We start from the raw sequence: 15,682 nt of genomic DNA, 5'->3' as shown, positions 1-15,682 counted from the left end.
CTATTCAATTGCCGGTGCGCGGAAACAGTTTGCCGATCCTGGGCCTATTGCTGGGTTCCTGCCTCTGGGGCGTGTTGTGGTGGCCCTTGCGTTACTTTAACGCGGCGGGATTGCGTGGCGCCTGGCTGATCGTGGCTATTTATGTGCTGCTGGCGATTCCCGCAGGATGGTGGTCCTGGCGGCGACGTCATGAGCTACGCGGCCATGCGCGCACCCTTGTCGGGCTGCTCATTTTCGGGGGCTGGACGAATGTCGCCTTTATGCTGGCGCTCGTTCATGGCGAAGTAGTTCGGATGCTGTTGTTATTTTACCTTTCGCCGGTCTGGGCCATTTTTGCAGCACGGGTATTTCTGCGCGAGCCCATTGGCTGGCGCGGCGCACTGGCTGCAATCCTGGCGGTGGGCGGCTCGGTGTTGGTGGTTAGCCATGGTCAGGGCATTTCTATAATGGATCTAAGCACCGATGATTTGTTATCCATTTCCTCCGGTTTTGCTTTTGCCCTCAGTAATGTGGTGCTGCGCGCCGATATGGCCCTGGGCGATTTGCACCGTGCGACCGCCGTCTGGTGGGGGTGCGCACTGATCGCCCTGCCTTTTGCCTTATTCCAGCACTGGCCTAGTCTCGAGCCCGCTGACTATGCTTATCTGCTGGCGTTCTCCTGGCTATGGATTGCCGGTGCGACGATGGCCGTGCAGTACGGGGTGGCGCGGATGCCGGTCAGCGTTTCGGCGGTCATTATGCCGTTTGAGGTCATTGTCGGCGCGCTCTCCGCCTGGTGGTTGGCCAGGGAAGCGCCGACCTGGCTGGAGGTGCTGGGCGGTGTACTGATACTTTCGGCGGCGATTTTACAGATTACTCGCAGCCAGCAGCATCCGGTGTCATTGGGTGGTGTGGAAATGGAGAAGGGCGAGCTCCAGTGACCGGCTGTTCCGAATGACCTGATCGGCACCCCAGCCTTCGGGGTCATCGCCGGCTTCGATGTAGCCCCAGCCCGCTGCCCAACATTGGGTACCCGCCGCTCTGCCCGCCAGAATATCCCGGGGATCATCGCCGATCATAATGCTCTGCTTCCCGGTGGCACCGAGTTGCTGCAAGGCATGCATCACGGGTAAGGGGTCGGGCTTGGCGCGGGCAGTGGTGTCGCCACTGACAATCGCGCCAGGCGTGACGGTCAATTTCAAAGCAGCAATCAGTGGTATGGTCAGAAATCCCGGCTTATTGGTGACGATGCCCCAGGCAACGCCACGTTCTTCGAGTAAACTTAAAACATGCGTCATGCCGGGAAATAAGGTCGTTTGCTCACAAATGTGTTCCTGATAATTTTTCAGAAATTCATCGCGCATGGCGGCGAATGCCCGGTCCTCGGGTTGCAGGCCGAAGGCCGCCCGTAGCAATCCACTGGCGCCCTGGGAGGCCACAGGACGGAGATTCGCAAGGGGCAAGAGGGGTAGGTTTCGGGCTTCACGCATCCGGTTGGCGGCTGCCGCCAAATCGGGTGCTGTGTCGACGAGGGTGCCATCCAGATCAAAAAGCACCGCCCAACTTTCAGCCATGGGTTTTGCGGGTATGAGTGAGGTAATTGACGGTCACATCCTGGGTCAGGTGGGCCAGATGACGCATCGGATCGTAATGCATGCCCTTGAGCGATAAAGTCTCCAGACCGGCTTTGCGCGCCATGCCGAGCAGTTCGCTGGGCCGGATGAATTTCTGATAATCGTGGGTGCCGCGTGGCAGTAAGCCCAGCACATATTCGGCGCCAATGACGGCCATCAGGTAGCTTTTGGGATTGCGATTGAGGGTGGCGAAAAAAGCGTCGCCGCCGGGACGCAGCAGACGGGCACAAGCCGCCACTACGGCTGCCGGGTCGGGGACGTGCTCCAGCATTTCCATGCAAGTCACCACGTCATAATGCCCTGGCTTTTCCGCCGCCAAATCTTCGACGGCGATCTGCCGGTAGTCGATGCTCACTCTGCTGGTATCTGCATGATGGCGTGCCGCATTCAGGCCGTCCTCTGCGAGATCAATACCGGTAACATCCGCCCCCTGACGGGCCATGGCCTCTGCCAGGAGTCCGCCCCCGGTGCCCACATCCAGCACTTTCTTGCCGTTCAGCCCTCCACAGCCGTTGGCGATGAAGTCGAGACGCAACGGGTTGATTTCATGCAGGGTGCGGAAGGGTCCATCGGTATTCCACCACTGATCGGCGAGGGCGTCGAACTTGTTGACTTCAGCCTGATCCATATTCATGCGTCATTATCCTTTTCACGAATGCGCTGTGCCCAGCTCCGGGCGCGTGCAAACACATCCTGCGTGTCCCAATCCACGGCCCGTCCTTCGACAATACGCGGATTACCGTTTACCCAGACATGGCTGACCTGATCGCGGCCGGCACAATACACCACCTGCGAGACCGGATCATAGACCGGGAAAGTGGCCGGATGATCCAGATCAATGGCGATACAGTCGGCGGCCTTGCCGAGTTCCAGGCTACCCGTTTCTGCGCCCCAGCCAATGGCCTCCGCACCCCCCAGCGTCGCAGCCTCCAGGGCCTCCCAGGCGGGGAAGGCGGTGGGATCCCCACTTGCGCCTTTCGCCAGCAAGGCGGCGGTGCGCAATTCACCCAGCATGTCGAGATCATTGTTACTGGCCGCGCCATCTGTTCCGATGGCCAATCCGATGCCCTGTTGACGCAGGACAGCTATCGGTGCCATCCCCGAAGCGAGTTTCAGATTGGATTCGGGGCAGTGGGCAACGCGTAGTCCCGAGTCGCAGCAAAGTGCCAAATCCTCGTCATTCAACTGGGTCATGTGTACGGCGAGAAAGTGCTGGTTCAATAATCCCAGTCTGGCCAAGCGCGTCAGCGGGCGCATGCCGTCACGATCCATGGCCTCCCGCACTTCGTAGGCGGTTTCGTGAACGTGCATATGCACCGGCAACTCTTCCACTGTGGCCAGGTCGCGCGCCCCGCGCAAGCCCGCATCACCGACGGTGTAAGGCGCATGGGGGGCAATACTCTGGCGAATGAGGGACATCCGGCGCAGGCGCGGCAATAAATCCGCTGCAGCCTGCAGGCAGGCATCGGCATTGGCGGCATAGGCGGTGGGAAAATCAATGACGACGTGCCCGATGGTGGCCCGCATGCCCATGCGCTGGGCAACCTCCGCCGCGGCTTCAGGGAAGAAGTACATGTCATTGAAGGATGTGGTGCCACCGCGCAGCATCTCCACGACAGCCAGTTCCGTGCCCATGGCCACAAATTCCGGGCTGACAAAACGGCCCTCTACGGGCCATATATGTTCATTCAGCCAAGTCATCAGCGGCAGGTCGTCCGCGAGTCCGCGCATCAGGGTCATGGCCGCATGGGTATGGGCGTTGACCAGACCGGGCATCAGCACATGGTGGTCGAGTTGCGTAGTGTGTGCTGCGGTGTAGCGCGCGCGGATTTCTTCGGCCGGGCCGATAGCGACGATATGTCCGTCATGCACCGCCATGGCGTGATCGTGGAGTACGCTGCGCGGTCGAATCGGCACGATCCAGCGCGCCAGAATAATCAGATCGACAGATTGCATTCCCGTTTTTTCTAACGCCACACCGGACTCCATCCTTTCTGGAAACGGAAGGCGCCATATTAGCACAAGGGCAGCGGCGTCCGACAAATGTCGTGGCGCCCGTGATATGGCCGCGGATCAGCCGTTGATAACCCGCTTGATCGCTTCGGCGTAGGCCCAGACTGTTGCCGAGTAATAAGTGCTCGGGTTGTAGCCCATGATGGCGTAGAAATTCGGGTAGGCGATGAACAGTGTCGGACCATGCTCTGTCTGCAAGCGCAGCAGGCCCACTGGCGTTGATCCTGGGAGCCTCGAAGCCATCTCCGGCTGAATACCGGCAGCGCGCAGTTGCGCAAGCGGGTGCTTGCCATGTAGAAATGGCGCCACGTCAGCGCCTTGATCGCCGGATACCTGGCACAGCACCGGCTGTCCCGGCTGCCAGCCGTGGCGGCGGAAGAAGTTGGCGGTGGAGGCCAATACATCGGCAGGCGACTGCCACAGGTTGGGCATGGGTCCGCCCGGCGGGTCATTCCAGGTGACACCATAGCGCAGGTAACTGCTGGCCAGGAACTGGGACATGCCCATGGCACCTGCCTGTGAGCCCAGGAGGGTTCCGGGAGAAACACCCAAACGCTGGGCGAGCTTCAGTGTCTCCGCGGTCTGGTGCAGAAAAAACCGCCGCCGGCCAGGTAACGCCAATGCCAGGCTCAAGTTGCTGTCGAGCACGGAAAACCCGCCCTGAGAGGAACCGAAGCCCGTTTCTATATTGAGAATACCCATCAAAATCGGTCCAGAAACGCCATATTTTTGACTGACTGCGTGCAGAAGCGCGGCATGCTCCCGCCAGAATTGCACCCCCTGATTCAGACGGTTCTGGCGCAGGAAACGATTCCGGTAGCGCCACCAGGGATACGGTGTCGCTGGCGTTGCAGAAGGGGGAGGGGGGGTCATCAGCGCCACGGCGCGGGCGTTGAAATGGGCATTTTGCAGGGTAGGAATCACATAGTTGGCGGGCAGGTCATCCCGTTCCTGCAGGTGGCAGGCGATTTTCTGCAACCGCTCCTGATATCGCTGGGGAAAATTGGGGAACGCCACATTGCTGATGCAGTTATTGCTAGTCTCCGGCATGACCGCAGTGCTGGGTTGCTCCGGAATGGGTACCGCGGGCAAAGGCGCCGCAGGCAAGGGCAGCGGGGCGGGTGTGGCGATTGCCGGTGCGGCCGCTTGATTCACCGTGCCGACATTGGTCGCGCATGCCGATAAAACCGCGGCGACCACCGCGGCCAATGTGCTCTTCAGGAATAAGACCGTATTTTTATGCATTTAGTTGTCCCGCATCGCCAGCAACTCGGCAGGCATCGGACGTCGCACGCCATCCAGCCGCTCCGCCCAGTAGGGAATCTGCAGGCTTTGCACAGCGACACCTTGCTGCCGGTTCAAGGCGCTGACGAACTGATTACCGCCGATATAGATGCCCACATGGGAGAAGGGCTGGCCCATGGTGTTGAAAAACACCAGGTCGCCGGGGCGAATGCGGCTGAGGTTTACCGCTGGCAACGCTTCGGCTTGGGCAAAAGAGGTTCTGGGAATCGCCACCCCGGCGCGCCCTAATACATATTGGATGAGCCCGCTGCAGTCGAATCCCGTCCGCGGACTTTCTCCACCCCATTGATATGGTTTGCCAATTTCTGCGATGGTATGGACGAGCACGGCATCCAGGGTGGTGGCTTCCGCGCGGCTGTCGTAAGCAGGCGACGTGTTCTCGGGAGATGGGTTTGCCGGTGGATATGCCGAGCGCGACGTCATGGTGGCGCAGCCGCTGAGGGCCAGAGTCAATAACAGGATGAGTCCGCCTCCATGTTTGATTAGGCCGACCAGTAACATCATGCTTTGCCTTCGCATCGGCGTCTTCCTCCTTCTTTTTTCTCTAAAAAAGTAGATAGCCGAAATGTCATCCTTTGGCAAGGTGGGGGTGCCCGGTGGCTGGGAGAAAAGCGGGTGTCTAGTCCTTGACGCGCGCGGCACGGAAGGCTAGGATACGCGCACTTTTCCCCGGTAGCTCAGTCGGTAGAGCGGGTGACTGTTAATCACTAGGTCGGCAGTTCGAGCCTGTCCCGGGGAGCCAAAAGAATTAGGCACTTAGCGCAACTTGCTAGGTGCCTTTATTTTTGCGGGCTAACCCAGGGCTAACCTCAGAAAGGAAAATGGGGTGCTGGTGCCGGTCACGCCCAGCAGTGATCCGCCTGTCACGGTGACAGCCTTGCGGGACAGCGTCCAACCGTAAGCCGTGGCTCTCTGAACCTGGACCGGGAGGGGGTTTAATTGTGTGGCCACCGTATAACGTGATGTCTGATACCCTAGCGAAACAAACCTGAAAAACAGTTTTCCAACATGGCGTTGTAATGTGGTATTTATGCGTAAATCAGTGCACAACTAATTGAATAATAAATAAGTTATACGTTACAGACTCGTGATGCACCCCTGTGGTCTACGTCGCTTCTGAGAGCTTGTGCTCAAGCTCTGAGATTCGCGCCTGTAACGCTTTAATCTTTTTTGCGGCAGCACTCAATTGCGCCAAGGCAGCAGCCCGCGCCACCCGGAGCGTTTTGATCTCGGCTTCTGCCATGTAGGACGTGATCCAGACATCATCCAACATATCCCGCAACAACTCGCGGCGATGCTGATCTCGCGCGGCGGCTCGTTTCGGTGGTCGCTGGTTCAGCAGACCGGCGGCCAGCAGCTCCAGCTCCGCCACATCCAGCCGGTCGGTAACTCTATTCCAGAGCGACCCAATGGGGCCGCTCGCATGTTCACGGCGGATTCGTCTGCGTTTTGTGGTTATGGTTTTCTCGGGTTTTGGTTTGGGGTATCTCATGGGACGTTCCTCTCGTAGCTGGGACAGGTTCTGGGTGCCATCGGGTAGCAGGCTTTGTAACCAACACCACCAGACGGCGGACCCGTCACCGAGGCAAGGCATGCGCCCACCGAGAGCTTCTGGATGCCCGGCTGAAACCTCGCGCAATCTCGGCAATAGACTGGTGCTGGCGCTGTTTGCGGGGGCATATCTGCCCTGTGCTGCATCGGCATGGGCTGGGCGGTGTCAGCAGTGCTCTTGGCCGGTGACGGTGGCGTTAGCAGCGCCAGCAGCGCGGCCTTGTGTTCCCGGATAAGCGGTATCAGCCGGGCGGGGGTATCCCGGAACTTGAGCCGGTCCCCCTCCGCCCAGATTTCACCACCGGCTTGGATGATTTCGGTCATCAGCTCGGCGGCATTCATACCTCACCATCCATAGAGGTGTCGTCATCGTCGGAAAAAACATCCTCACAAACGCTAGATGACACCCTATCAAACCTATTTAATTCACTTTGCGGGGGTTTGGTAGGTTTAATCGGGTCGCCTTTGGCGTTTGAAAGGTGAATTTTTGGATTCACGGCATACCCCTTGCCAGGCCGTCCGGGGGTTGGCATCTCCGGTTTTGGGAGCGGTCGCACCCACCCGGTAGATTCCAGGAACTCCAGCGCGGCCGCGATCTCTCTAGGCGATCCCAGGCCAGACCATCCCTTACGTTGAACGTCGGCGGTGGTGAAGGTGTCGGGCAACTTGCGTTGCAGCAGCGCCTCACTCAGCTTTTGCGCGGCTCTGACCTCCGGGTGCATCCATAGGTGGTAGACACGCCGGGCATGAGCGCCGAGAAAACCCGCCCAGGCTATCGCCTTGAGCATGGGACCCTCACGAATCGGACCGATGATCCCGCCTGCATCTGCACGCTCGGCCATGTCCAGAATCAGCGCCAACCCCGCCACCAGCTTTTCGAACTTTCCGAAGTGCTCCTGCAATACCGACTGACACGTTGGCATGATTTCCGTTTGCAGCTTGGTGTCCCATGCAATGAAGGCTTGAGCGGCTGCGGGGCACATCCTGAATGAAGGGATACGCCGGAACTGGTCGGCAGGTTCAGCACCCCAGGCGGCCATAAAATCGTCGTCGTCCAGTGTCTCGAACACCTTGTACACGGCATCCCTCAGCGCCTTATCGGGCGCGGTGTCCCTCCATTCAAAGTCCAGGGAGTCAGGCCATACCATCAACTGAAAACGGGCCAGTAACCCATCGTTGCCCACATCCTTGGCAGCACTGTCCAGATAACGCTCCAGTCGTTCGGGTTGGATGCCTCCCAGAATCGATAACGCTAGGTTGGGAATATACAGGGAACCCCGCCCAATCCTGTCTACTTCGTGCCCCTCAGTCCCGTTCCATGCTTCTAAATAAAAGGCGCGATCCGATTCGTGGCCGGATTTATCGAACGATGTCAGCAGCCCGGCCAATTCATCCCGGACAGTCAGCAGCCCTTGTGGGTTCTCCACCAGCAGGTCGCCCAGCTTTTCGATGGTGGCGTCATTGGACGTGTACCGCTTCATCGTCGGCGGCTTTGGCTTGGTATCTTTGAGGGCAGCTATACGCGCCTTGGCCTGCTCAATGGCAGCATCATCCCCTTTTTCAGCGGCTTTTTGCATGGCTTTCTTCGCCGCGGCCATCATTACATCGAACCGATCAGCTTCTTCCTGATGGGCTTCCATCGCCTTGTTGTGGTTCTCGCGGGCTTTGGCGGATAACCAGTTCAACGGCTTTGTACCATCGGCCATAGAGGGCGACTTCTTCTTGCTCGGCGGCGCGATGATTGCACCCCAAAGATTCGGGACCACGATCCAGTCGTCCAGCAGTTTGGGCCGCACTCCACACCGCGCTCCAATCAATGCGCCGAGACTGACCAGCAGGGATACGGCGACAAACTCAGGCGGGGCAACCTTACGATGCGCGGCATCTCTAACATACCCGGCAAGCGGGGCAGGCAGAAGCGCCTCCACATCCATCTGCGGCACTGGTGGCAAGTCTGAACCGATCCGCTCAGGCGCAGGCCATTCGCGGGTTGTGGCATTTCGCTCAGCCAATGCCTCAAAAATTCGCTTATTTTTGGGAGTCAGCATTTTGCACCCCCTAAAATTGCCACAACAAATTCTTGCAAAACAGTTGGAAGAACAATAAACTTATTGAGCTGATTGAACGGGCTGTCTTTCTTCGGAAGGGCGGCCTTTTTCATTGGGCGGCCTCCATGCCGGTGCGGCGCTTGGCGATCCAGGCGGCCAGGTCAGCGACGCGGTAACGGACTAGCCTGCCCACCTTGATATAGGGCAAGGCGTAGCGGCCAGTCGTGCGCCAGTTGGTCAGGGTGGAGACTTTGACGCCCAGCACTTCGGCGGTGCGCTTTTCGTCAATCTGTGTGGGGATAGCTTCGGGCGGATAGCCCAGGGTACGGCCAATTTCGGCGACAATCGGGGCTACTGATTCGGTGTTCGTTTGCATGGGTGTTGCCTCACATTCAGGGATAACGTGAGGCCATGATGCGGTGGTTTTCTGCGGTGATCTGGGAAATGCAAAATGTAATTTACATTTGCAAATCAGGTGCGGATTAGCCCTGCTTTCAAAGCCTTGCTTATTGTTTCGCTAATTCCCCTTTTTTTCCGGTCGGGGATTATTCCTTCTAACGTGCTGGCTATAGCATCCACATTAGGACGGTCGCCACATTTATACTTCGGCGCGGTGCTTGCAATAACCTGTGTCATAGCCGCAATAACGGCCTGCATTGTTTCCCGCTCTCTGGTGCCCAGAACATCATCGGCGGCGGCCTTCTCTACGGCTTCGTGCTGGCGCTCCATGCGGTGGATTTCGGACGCACGAAAACGGAAAGATTTTTTTGAGAAGTATTCTCGAACGTCCCCCCTTGCTTCGTCCCAGCCGGCGTCCATGTTTTCTTCCTCTTCTGTAAGGGAAAAGAAGCATTCAACCTTTCCTTCCAGGGCTAACCTCTGAAGGATGTCTTCAGATTTTTCCCACCTATCCGCCAATTCTTCCAGCGTGTAATAATCTGGTTCTAGTGATTGTTTCGCCATAATCATGCACTCCATATCTGCGGACCGTGCTCTACATCGTCTTAATATTCACGCATAAGCTGTTTTGGAGATGTTGAGAATTGTTTAGGCCACCAAATTGGTTTGCCGCAATAAGCATGGTCAGATGATAAGACAAAATTTGTCTGCAGAGCTATGAGATACAGACGCAGCCCATTTATGGATCCAATATTGGCATTAACTGAGGAACGAGTCTCTTTTAATATTCTTAGATCATCGCGCGCTTCAATGGTAGACCATCGTTCAATTCCATAAACATCATCTTTTGCTTCAGCATAGTGAGTGAGCAGAGCGATTGATTTTTTGGATGGATGGTATCGTGAACTTATACTTATATCTGTTATTGAATTGACCACATTATTTTTCAGAGAGACGGCCTCTGCTCTGCAGAACAACTCTGTATTATAATTATGGTCCTTGTATATGCTTTCCACACCTGCCGGAGTGCTGATATATGCGGGATTTTTGCCAGGATCATGGCTTTGGTGCGAATCGGATAATAAGTAACCTACCGCTACCAATATAATGGTCCCGAAGAACAGCACCCAGATAATCATAAACGGCAGCGCAAAAACCATACACCCGCTAAATGCGAAGATGTTGTCTATTCGTTGTTTTAGCGTCGGGTGTGTTTTCGCTTCATGGTATGCTGCTAGAAAATCTCCAAAATCCGGCCTTCTCGGCATGGCGGACGGCGGTGTGACCGAATCTGCCTGTTTCGTTCCGTCATCCGTCGTCGGCTCAGATGGCCTCGCCCAAGGTGCCAGTCTCGCATTGCGCTCTTCTACCGTCATAACCTTGTGAGCACGTTTTCCCTTCATGCGATACAGCGCCCAGAAACACGCGGCAATCGCTATCAGGATGCCAAGAGTAACTAACATTGTCGTGCCTCTATTTCTTATTTTATTGGATGATTATGTTTATACTTACGGACAGAAGGACCCATTAAACAGGCCATATTGATCAATGAATGCACCTGTCCTGTCGTTTCTCTTCTGGACTCCCACTTGAACACCTCGTTGACAGTATGAATGATAAATGCGGTTTCCATAATAAATATAGCCCCGTTATGATTTTTGTGGCCTGGAATATAGGTGTAGCTGCCCATGCGATATTTGATTATGGAAGCCGCCACTTGGTCACGTAGTGACATATCACGGTTAGGCGTAAACATGTGCGCGCGCCTCGCCTTTTGGGTTTCAGCTGCTATAGTGCTTTTCATGTCGCAATAACGCACGAGCGCTGGCGGGAAAGGTGGTTGGTTTGCGTGAGCGATCATAGGTTTTTCCTAGTTGTTTAGTTATGGGGAAAATTATTTAAAAACCAGGAACCAAACCTGAAGTTTTGTGTAACTCGTATAAGCTTAGTGAAACCGAAGCCATTCCAGTTTATTTTCTTTCCCAGCCCAGCAGGGAAGTCAAAGCTATAGAGTGTTCTCGGTGCAATGTTTCCATAGCGGTTCGGAACTTGGACAATCACCACAACTTTAATCATCCGCCCCGTTGGAAGTAGCCTCAGGTCTTCGAGAAGCACCATTTTTGAAACATTTATAACCGGTATCGCGGGATATTCTCTAGTCTCTGAATTGGTCACGGTTCTGCTTAACAATCCCAGCTCCTGAAACTGGTGAATGTGATCATCGTCATCAATATTAGGCTGGTTGCAACTTACAGTAAGCGTTCCCTTCTCGAGAGCCGATGTGCAGAAAAACCCCGATTGTGATCTTTGCCACTCGGAGAACGTCGTCCCCGCTGATGCATCGGTAAGAGCACCAAAACTGGTTAAAAGAACGGTTCCTGTTGCGACTAGGTATGTCTTTAATAGCATATTCATAATAATGTCCTTGTGTTATTGAACCGCGGTTTTTTCGCGTTGGTCTTGCTGGTGCTGTAACAGGTCCCCAGCATATATTCGGGTGCCAGGTCTGCGCCGTTGGGCCATGTCACGGTATGGAACAGACTGTGGACCTCTACCCGGTTGAACAGGTCATCATCCCGTAATGCGTCGAATACCGGACCGGTCAGTTCTCGGGATAGGTCCACATCGCCTTCCTGCCCATCGCTGAATCGGACGTGCAGGCGATGGCCAGGGAGGGCTTTTGCTTCGGTGATATGTAGAATCATGCCACCCCTCGCGGTGCGGGTGCGCCTCTTAGCAGTCCCTCGGTGCTCAAGTCCTCATCAATCTCCGGCCAATGGATGCCATAGCCGCCCCCCGCAACTTCCCAGACGGCGCGGGCCTTGGCGCTGGCATGGGCAAGGCGGGGGGGTACCATTCAAGGGGGACCGATATGCTGCGCCCATCCATGAGCCGCACGGACAGCGTGTCCTCGGTGATCTGTACGTCTGCGACGCGCTCATTCAAGGGCGAGGCTCCAGCCGGACTACGGCGCGGGTGCCGGTAGCGGCGGCGATACGCGCAATGGTTCGCATGGACGGCGGGGCCTTGCCACTCTCCAGGCGGGCAATAGCGGATTGTGTGGTGCCCATGCGTTGCGCTAATTCCGCTTGCGACAGTCCAGCGCGGGTCCGGGCCTCGATCAACTCGCGGGCAAGGCTGAACTCATCTTCCAGCGCGTCGTATTCCGCCTTGAACGCGGGGTTTTTCATCCATTGCTCTTTCAGTTCCGATATGAGAGTCATTGCAAAATCTCCTTGGCGCGTTGCCGTGCTGTCTCTATGGCCTGCTTAGGCGTTTTCTGCGCTTTCTTGACGAAAGCATGAAGGATTACCAGCCGCTTCCCTGTTGCAGTGACATATATCGCTCTGGCAATCCCATCCGGTGCCTTGGCGCGTATCTCCCAGAGCTTATTCTCCAAGTGCTTGATATGCGGCTCGTGGACCTGATCCAAGCCCACCTGCTCAATCAATTCCAATATCCGCGCCAGACGCGCCAGCAATGCGGACGGCAGGGCGTTCAGCTCATCATCAACACGCTGGTCAAGTGTCTCTGTGGTCCACTTCACGATATAGCACTTTTGCGATGGCCGGGCAATTTCTTCAAAGGCACGATCTCGGCGGTGCTCTTGACGCCAGCAGCCACCAGAATGGCGTCGGTGCCTTTCTGCCAGGCGTCTGCTACGGGGTCTTGCGCCAATCTTGCATAGACGGCAGTCGTTTGCTGCGAGTGGTGGCCTAGCCCCTTGCCTATGACGGCCAGAGACACCCCCGCGTCGATCTGGAAGGATGCCAAAGAACGGCGCAAGTCATGCAAGCGCAAGTCCTCGATGCCTGCCCGCTGCAATAGCCGTTGCCAGCCCTTTTTAGGCTCTACAAGGTGGCCTGTCTTGCCAGCGCCGGGGAACACCCATCCCTGTGCCCCTGTAGCTTCTGCGCGGGCCTGTAGCACCTCAATGGCGGCGGTGGTCAGCGGTACGGTTATATTGTCCTTCGCCTTCGCCTTGGAGCCGGGGATGGTCCACGTTGCCCGGTCCAGATTGATCTCTGCCCAGGCCATCGCCAGCACGTTGGAGCGACGCGCCCCGGTCAGCAGCGAAAGCATGATGTAATCCCGCATATCGGGGTTTTCCTCGGCGGCCAGTGCTTCAAAGAACCGCGGCATTTCGTCGAGGTGCAGACGACGATCCCGGCTTTCCTCCCGATTCATCTTTAGCCCGGCTGCGGGGTTGGTCAGTCCCGGTATATCCAGCGTTTTGATACCGAAGTTAAACAGTGCCCGCACCAAGGCCAGGACGCGATTTGCAAGAAACTTCCCGGACTTTACCGAAAGGGTAGAGTGCAGCTTGCGTATCTCGTTACGCTGAATGTCTGATAGCTTCTTGCGGGCCAGTCCTTGCAGGTGCAAGCGGTAGTTGTCCTGATCTTTGCTCAGGCTCTTTTTGTCTCTGGCTTTGCAGTCCTTCACCCACTCGCTGAACAGGTCACAGAATGCCATCTCCGCTTTCCTGATACGCTTCTGCTCGGCGGGGTTGGTCCCTGCGGCAATATCGTTGACGATCTTCGCGGTAGTGGTCCGGGCCGTCTCAATGGTCACGGCGGTGGCATCGCCTATGCGTACCCACTCCACTTTGCCCTCCACCCTTCGGACGCAATAGAACGCCTTGGCTCCGGCTGGTGTAACGCGGATACAGAGTCCCTTCTGTGTTTCGTCGTAGACGGTGATCCGTTTGCCGGGGACCGGCTCCAGCGCCGCTATGCGGGCCTTGGTGAATTGCATCTTCTCAGGCATGGCGTGCTCCCTTTGGACCTTGAGACTCCAGTTAGCCGGGCTAACGCGGGGCTAACACATTTCCGGTAAATCGGTGAATATCGGTAAAGGTAGTATCTGACTAAGTGACTGATACGTCAAGATACAGGGGGGTAGATAAAACGCCATAAATGCCCGACTTTGAGACTGTTAATCACTAGGTCCGCAGTTCGAGTCTGTCCAGGGTAGCCAAAAGAATCAATGAGTTAGGTAAGTATCGCCTAGCTCCTTTTTGTTTTTCTGGACATTTTCTGGACATCGAGTTTTCTGAAGAGGGATACTGGACACCGTCGGCCGTGTTTTCGCTAGCAAAGCACTACCGAAGATCATGAGGCTTCCGTGTCCAGAATTTGTCCAGATTGTCCAGACGGTGAATTGATGGCGGGTTTCTACGCGCAAACAGACCAGGACGGCATCACCATTGGCTGGCAGGCCAAGGTGCGACGTAAAGGCTACTCGACACAGACCAAGGTTTTCCGAGTCAAACGTGAGGCGGAAGCGTGGGCGCGCTCTATCGAATCAGAAATGGATCGGGGAATCTTTGCGCCGCGTGGTGAGTCTGAAAAAACGACCTTGGGGGAATGCTTTGAGCGCTACCTTGTCGAGGTGACACCTACCAAGAAGGTGAGTAGTCAGGACGCGGAAAAGCGCTTTATTCGCCAGTGGCTCCGCCGCCCGCTGTCATCGCGCACCATGGCGAGCATCCGTGGGGTGGATGTCGCCAACGTCATTAAGGAAATGGAAGCGGAAGGTAAAGGCGCGAACACCATTCGGTTGCACCTCGCAGCGCTCTCACATTTATTTTCGGTGGCCAAATCGAATTGGGGTATGGCTTCTCTGGACAATCCGGTGTCCAGCGTGCGTAAGCCTCGCCTGCCGGGTGGCCGCGAACGTCGCCTGAATCCGGGGGAAATGGGGGCGATCCTTGGGGCGTTAGATCTGAACATGGCCTGTCTGGTTGTGTTGGCAGTCGAGACGGCGATGCGTCAAGGCGAGATCGTGGCGCTGCACTGGGACAACGTGCGCCTCAAAGACCGAACGCTATTTCTTCCTAAGACCAAAAATGGTGACGCCCGTACCGTCCCGCTTTCGCCGGCGGCGATAGAGGCACTGAATGCCGTACCACGGCGATCAGCGAGAAAAGGGGAAAAGGATGTGTCTGTGTTTGGGATGTCTGGCGCGGGTATAGATAGTGCTTGGGACCGCGCCCGTATTGCTACGGGCATCCCCAGCGGTTGGGGCGACGACGCGCTCCACTTTCACGACCTGCGCCACGAGGCCACCAGCCGCTTGTTTGAGCGTACCGATTTGGACATTATGGAAATACGAGCTATTACCGGCCATAAAAATCTGCAAATGCTGGCACGATACGCCCATTTACGCACGGCCAACCTGGCTACCTCACTCTTATAGTTCAAAATAATTGTATCGCGGCTATCACTCCAAGCGAAGCGACTAGCTGTGGATAACATGTGGAAAATATATCCTGATCCTTGAAAATGCTTAGACAATCACAAAAATACCTGCTCTGACACCCTGAAACATTCCGCCAATGCTCGCGTCTGACGCAGATTCAGGGTTCGCTTGCCGCCTCACCCCTTGAAAATACCGCGCCATATTTTGTTTTCCGTCGGGCAGCCTCTTGAAAAGCGCTGTTATCGGCTCTATATTTGGCTCTGTTAGCATTATACAGAATGCAGGAGCACATCATCATGGAACCCATTTACGCCGATTACTCCATCAGTATGACCGAATTCAAGAAGAACCCAGCCAGCGTACTCCGGGACGCGGGGACGCGCCCGGTGGCGGTGCTCAATCACAATCGCCCCGCGTTCTATATGGTCAACCCGGAAGTTTTTGAAGCGCTGGTGGAGGAGCTGGCCGATCGGGACTTGCTGGAAGTCGCTCGACGCCGGTTGGCACGCAAGGATACGGCCATAGAGGTGGATGTTGACCAAATCTGAG

The 15,682-nt window shown here is 56.2% G+C and carries 21 protein-coding genes and 1 tRNA gene; 4 read left to right on the top strand and 18 right to left on the bottom strand.

The window, feature by feature from the left end:
- Positions 1 to 29: 29 nt before the first annotated feature.
- Positions 30 to 920 (top strand): DMT family transporter, encoded by an 891-nt coding sequence (locus M0P56_RS03490; RefSeq protein ID WP_291508656.1) that lies wholly within the window; start codon positions 30 to 32, stop codon positions 918 to 920.
- On the opposite strand, the gene M0P56_RS03485 is transcribed toward M0P56_RS03490, so the two are convergent.
- From M0P56_RS03485 to M0P56_RS03465, 5 genes are all read right to left on the bottom strand, one after another.
- Complete coding sequence (locus M0P56_RS03485) at positions 879 to 1,553, bottom strand: HAD family hydrolase (protein WP_291508655.1); 675 nt, start codon at positions 1,551 to 1,553, stop codon at positions 879 to 881. The genes M0P56_RS03490 and M0P56_RS03485 overlap by 42 nt on opposite strands.
- Positions 1,546 to 2,247 (bottom strand): bifunctional 2-polyprenyl-6-hydroxyphenol methylase/3-demethylubiquinol 3-O-methyltransferase UbiG, encoded by a 702-nt coding sequence (gene ubiG / locus M0P56_RS03480; RefSeq protein ID WP_291508654.1) that lies wholly within the window; start codon positions 2,245 to 2,247, stop codon positions 1,546 to 1,548. Before ubiG ends, M0P56_RS03485 begins: the two co-directional genes overlap by 8 nt.
- Positions 2,244 to 3,590 (bottom strand): TRZ/ATZ family hydrolase, encoded by a 1,347-nt coding sequence (locus M0P56_RS03475; protein WP_291508653.1) that lies wholly within the window; start codon positions 3,588 to 3,590, stop codon positions 2,244 to 2,246. Before M0P56_RS03475 ends, ubiG begins: the two co-directional genes overlap by 4 nt.
- Before the next feature lie 96 nt (positions 3,591 to 3,686).
- Complete coding sequence (locus M0P56_RS03470) at positions 3,687 to 4,871, bottom strand: lytic transglycosylase domain-containing protein (protein WP_291508652.1); 1,185 nt, start codon at positions 4,869 to 4,871, stop codon at positions 3,687 to 3,689.
- Positions 4,872 to 5,450, bottom strand: a complete 579-nt coding sequence (locus M0P56_RS03465; protein WP_291508651.1) for a C40 family peptidase — start codon at positions 5,448 to 5,450, stop codon at positions 4,872 to 4,874.
- A 147-nt stretch (positions 5,451 to 5,597) separates the two neighbouring features.
- Between M0P56_RS03465 and M0P56_RS03460 the strand changes: the two genes are divergently transcribed.
- Positions 5,598 to 5,673: transfer RNA gene (locus M0P56_RS03460), tRNA-Asn, on the top strand.
- A gap of 363 nt (positions 5,674 to 6,036) precedes the next feature.
- Here the strand turns inward: M0P56_RS03460 and M0P56_RS03455 are convergent.
- The 13 genes from M0P56_RS03455 to M0P56_RS03395 form a co-directional block, all read right to left on the bottom strand.
- Positions 6,037 to 6,423 (bottom strand): hypothetical protein, encoded by a 387-nt coding sequence (locus M0P56_RS03455; RefSeq protein WP_291508650.1) that lies wholly within the window; start codon positions 6,421 to 6,423, stop codon positions 6,037 to 6,039.
- Positions 6,420 to 6,824, bottom strand: a complete 405-nt coding sequence (locus tag M0P56_RS03450; protein WP_291508649.1) for a hypothetical protein — start codon at positions 6,822 to 6,824, stop codon at positions 6,420 to 6,422. The genes M0P56_RS03455 and M0P56_RS03450 overlap by 4 nt, the downstream gene beginning before the upstream one ends.
- A complete protein-coding gene (locus tag M0P56_RS03445) occupies positions 6,821 to 8,530 on the bottom strand; it encodes a YfjI family protein (RefSeq protein ID WP_291508648.1) in 1,710 nt (569 codons plus the stop codon). The genes M0P56_RS03450 and M0P56_RS03445 overlap by 4 nt, the downstream gene beginning before the upstream one ends.
- A 109-nt stretch (positions 8,531 to 8,639) precedes the next feature.
- Positions 8,640 to 8,906, bottom strand: coding sequence for a helix-turn-helix domain-containing protein (locus M0P56_RS03440; protein ID WP_291508647.1), 267 nt, complete (start codon positions 8,904 to 8,906; stop codon positions 8,640 to 8,642).
- Between the two features lie 95 nt (positions 8,907 to 9,001).
- A complete protein-coding gene (locus M0P56_RS03435; protein ID WP_291508646.1) occupies positions 9,002 to 9,493 on the bottom strand; it encodes a hypothetical protein in 492 nt (163 codons plus the stop codon).
- A gap of 41 nt (positions 9,494 to 9,534) precedes the next feature.
- Positions 9,535 to 10,392 carry a hypothetical protein gene (locus tag M0P56_RS03430; protein ID WP_291508645.1) on the bottom strand — a complete coding sequence of 286 codons (858 nt, stop codon included), beginning with the start codon at positions 10,390 to 10,392 and terminating at the stop codon, positions 9,535 to 9,537.
- A gap of 17 nt (positions 10,393 to 10,409) precedes the next feature.
- Positions 10,410 to 10,790 (bottom strand): hypothetical protein, encoded by a 381-nt coding sequence (locus tag M0P56_RS03425; RefSeq protein ID WP_291508644.1) that lies wholly within the window; start codon positions 10,788 to 10,790, stop codon positions 10,410 to 10,412.
- 17 nt (positions 10,791 to 10,807) lie between these two features.
- On the bottom strand, positions 10,808 to 11,344 hold the full coding sequence (locus M0P56_RS03420) for a hypothetical protein (RefSeq protein ID WP_291508643.1): 537 nt from the start codon (positions 11,342 to 11,344) through the stop codon (positions 10,808 to 10,810).
- Entirely contained in the window at positions 11,341 to 11,634 is a 294-nt protein-coding gene (locus tag M0P56_RS03415; RefSeq protein WP_291508642.1) for a DUF2442 domain-containing protein, read from the bottom strand. The genes M0P56_RS03420 and M0P56_RS03415 overlap by 4 nt, the downstream gene beginning before the upstream one ends.
- Entirely contained in the window at positions 11,631 to 11,786 is a 156-nt protein-coding gene (locus M0P56_RS03410) for a DUF2442 domain-containing protein (protein ID WP_291508641.1), read from the bottom strand. The genes M0P56_RS03415 and M0P56_RS03410 overlap by 4 nt, the downstream gene beginning before the upstream one ends.
- Positions 11,787 to 11,871: 85 nt before the next feature.
- Complete coding sequence (locus M0P56_RS03405; RefSeq protein WP_291508640.1) at positions 11,872 to 12,153, bottom strand: helix-turn-helix transcriptional regulator; 282 nt, start codon at positions 12,151 to 12,153, stop codon at positions 11,872 to 11,874.
- Positions 12,150 to 12,476, bottom strand: coding sequence for a type II toxin-antitoxin system RelE/ParE family toxin (locus M0P56_RS03400; protein WP_291508639.1), 327 nt, complete (start codon positions 12,474 to 12,476; stop codon positions 12,150 to 12,152). Before M0P56_RS03400 ends, M0P56_RS03405 begins: the two co-directional genes overlap by 4 nt.
- Positions 12,473 to 13,699: a site-specific integrase gene (locus M0P56_RS03395; protein WP_291508638.1), complete on the bottom strand. Its 1,227-nt coding sequence runs from the start codon at positions 13,697 to 13,699 to the stop codon at positions 12,473 to 12,475. The genes M0P56_RS03400 and M0P56_RS03395 overlap by 4 nt, the downstream gene beginning before the upstream one ends.
- Positions 13,700 to 14,056: 357 nt before the next feature.
- Here M0P56_RS03395 and M0P56_RS03390 point away from each other — a divergent pair, with 357 nt between their 5' ends.
- Positions 14,057 to 15,130 carry a site-specific integrase gene (locus tag M0P56_RS03390; protein WP_291508637.1) on the top strand — a complete coding sequence of 358 codons (1,074 nt, stop codon included), beginning with the start codon at positions 14,057 to 14,059 and terminating at the stop codon, positions 15,128 to 15,130.
- Positions 15,131 to 15,429: 299 nt separating this feature from the next.
- Entirely contained in the window at positions 15,430 to 15,681 is a 252-nt protein-coding gene (locus tag M0P56_RS03385) for a type II toxin-antitoxin system Phd/YefM family antitoxin (protein ID WP_215854143.1), read from the top strand.
- Position 15,682: the final 1 nt, after the last annotated feature.

Origin of the sequence: Acidithiobacillus sp., from assembly GCF_023229925.1 — a bacterium.
Lineage (GTDB): Bacteria > Pseudomonadota > Gammaproteobacteria > Acidithiobacillales > Acidithiobacillaceae > Acidithiobacillus.
Note: the sequence above shows the minus strand (reverse complement) of the source record. Positions and strands in the feature narration are given on the sequence as shown.

Coding starts and splice junctions, on each gene's coding strand:
- M0P56_RS03430 (WP_291508645.1), bottom strand. CDS start 10,392: ATGTTAGTTACTCTTGGCATCCTGATAGCGATTGCCGCGTGTTTCTGG.
- M0P56_RS03415 (WP_291508642.1), bottom strand. CDS start 11,634: ATGATTCTACATATCACCGAAGCAAAAGCCCTCCCTGGCCATCGCCTG.
- M0P56_RS03450 (WP_291508649.1), bottom strand. CDS start 6,824: ATGAATGCCGCCGAGCTGATGACCGAAATCATCCAAGCCGGTGGTGAA.
- M0P56_RS03485 (WP_291508655.1), bottom strand. CDS start 1,553: ATGGCTGAAAGTTGGGCGGTGCTTTTTGATCTGGATGGCACCCTCGTC.
- M0P56_RS03410 (WP_291508641.1), bottom strand. CDS start 11,786: ATGGTACCCCCCCGCCTTGCCCATGCCAGCGCCAAGGCCCGCGCCGTC.
- M0P56_RS03440 (WP_291508647.1), bottom strand. CDS start 8,906: ATGCAAACGAACACCGAATCAGTAGCCCCGATTGTCGCCGAAATTGGC.
- M0P56_RS03385 (WP_215854143.1), top strand. CDS start 15,430: ATGGAACCCATTTACGCCGATTACTCCATCAGTATGACCGAATTCAAG.
- M0P56_RS03395 (WP_291508638.1), bottom strand. CDS start 13,699: ATGCCTGAGAAGATGCAATTCACCAAGGCCCGCATAGCGGCGCTGGAG.
- M0P56_RS03425 (WP_291508644.1), bottom strand. CDS start 10,790: ATGATCGCTCACGCAAACCAACCACCTTTCCCGCCAGCGCTCGTGCGT.
- M0P56_RS03435 (WP_291508646.1), bottom strand. CDS start 9,493: ATGGCGAAACAATCACTAGAACCAGATTATTACACGCTGGAAGAATTG.
- M0P56_RS03470 (WP_291508652.1), bottom strand. CDS start 4,871: ATGCATAAAAATACGGTCTTATTCCTGAAGAGCACATTGGCCGCGGTG.
- M0P56_RS03405 (WP_291508640.1), bottom strand. CDS start 12,153: ATGACTCTCATATCGGAACTGAAAGAGCAATGGATGAAAAACCCCGCG.
- M0P56_RS03465 (WP_291508651.1), bottom strand. CDS start 5,450: ATGCGAAGGCAAAGCATGATGTTACTGGTCGGCCTAATCAAACATGGA.
- M0P56_RS03420 (WP_291508643.1), bottom strand. CDS start 11,344: ATGAATATGCTATTAAAGACATACCTAGTCGCAACAGGAACCGTTCTT.
- M0P56_RS03445 (WP_291508648.1), bottom strand. CDS start 8,530: ATGCTGACTCCCAAAAATAAGCGAATTTTTGAGGCATTGGCTGAGCGA.
- ubiG (WP_291508654.1), bottom strand. CDS start 2,247: ATGAATATGGATCAGGCTGAAGTCAACAAGTTCGACGCCCTCGCCGAT.
- M0P56_RS03455 (WP_291508650.1), bottom strand. CDS start 6,423: ATGAGATACCCCAAACCAAAACCCGAGAAAACCATAACCACAAAACGC.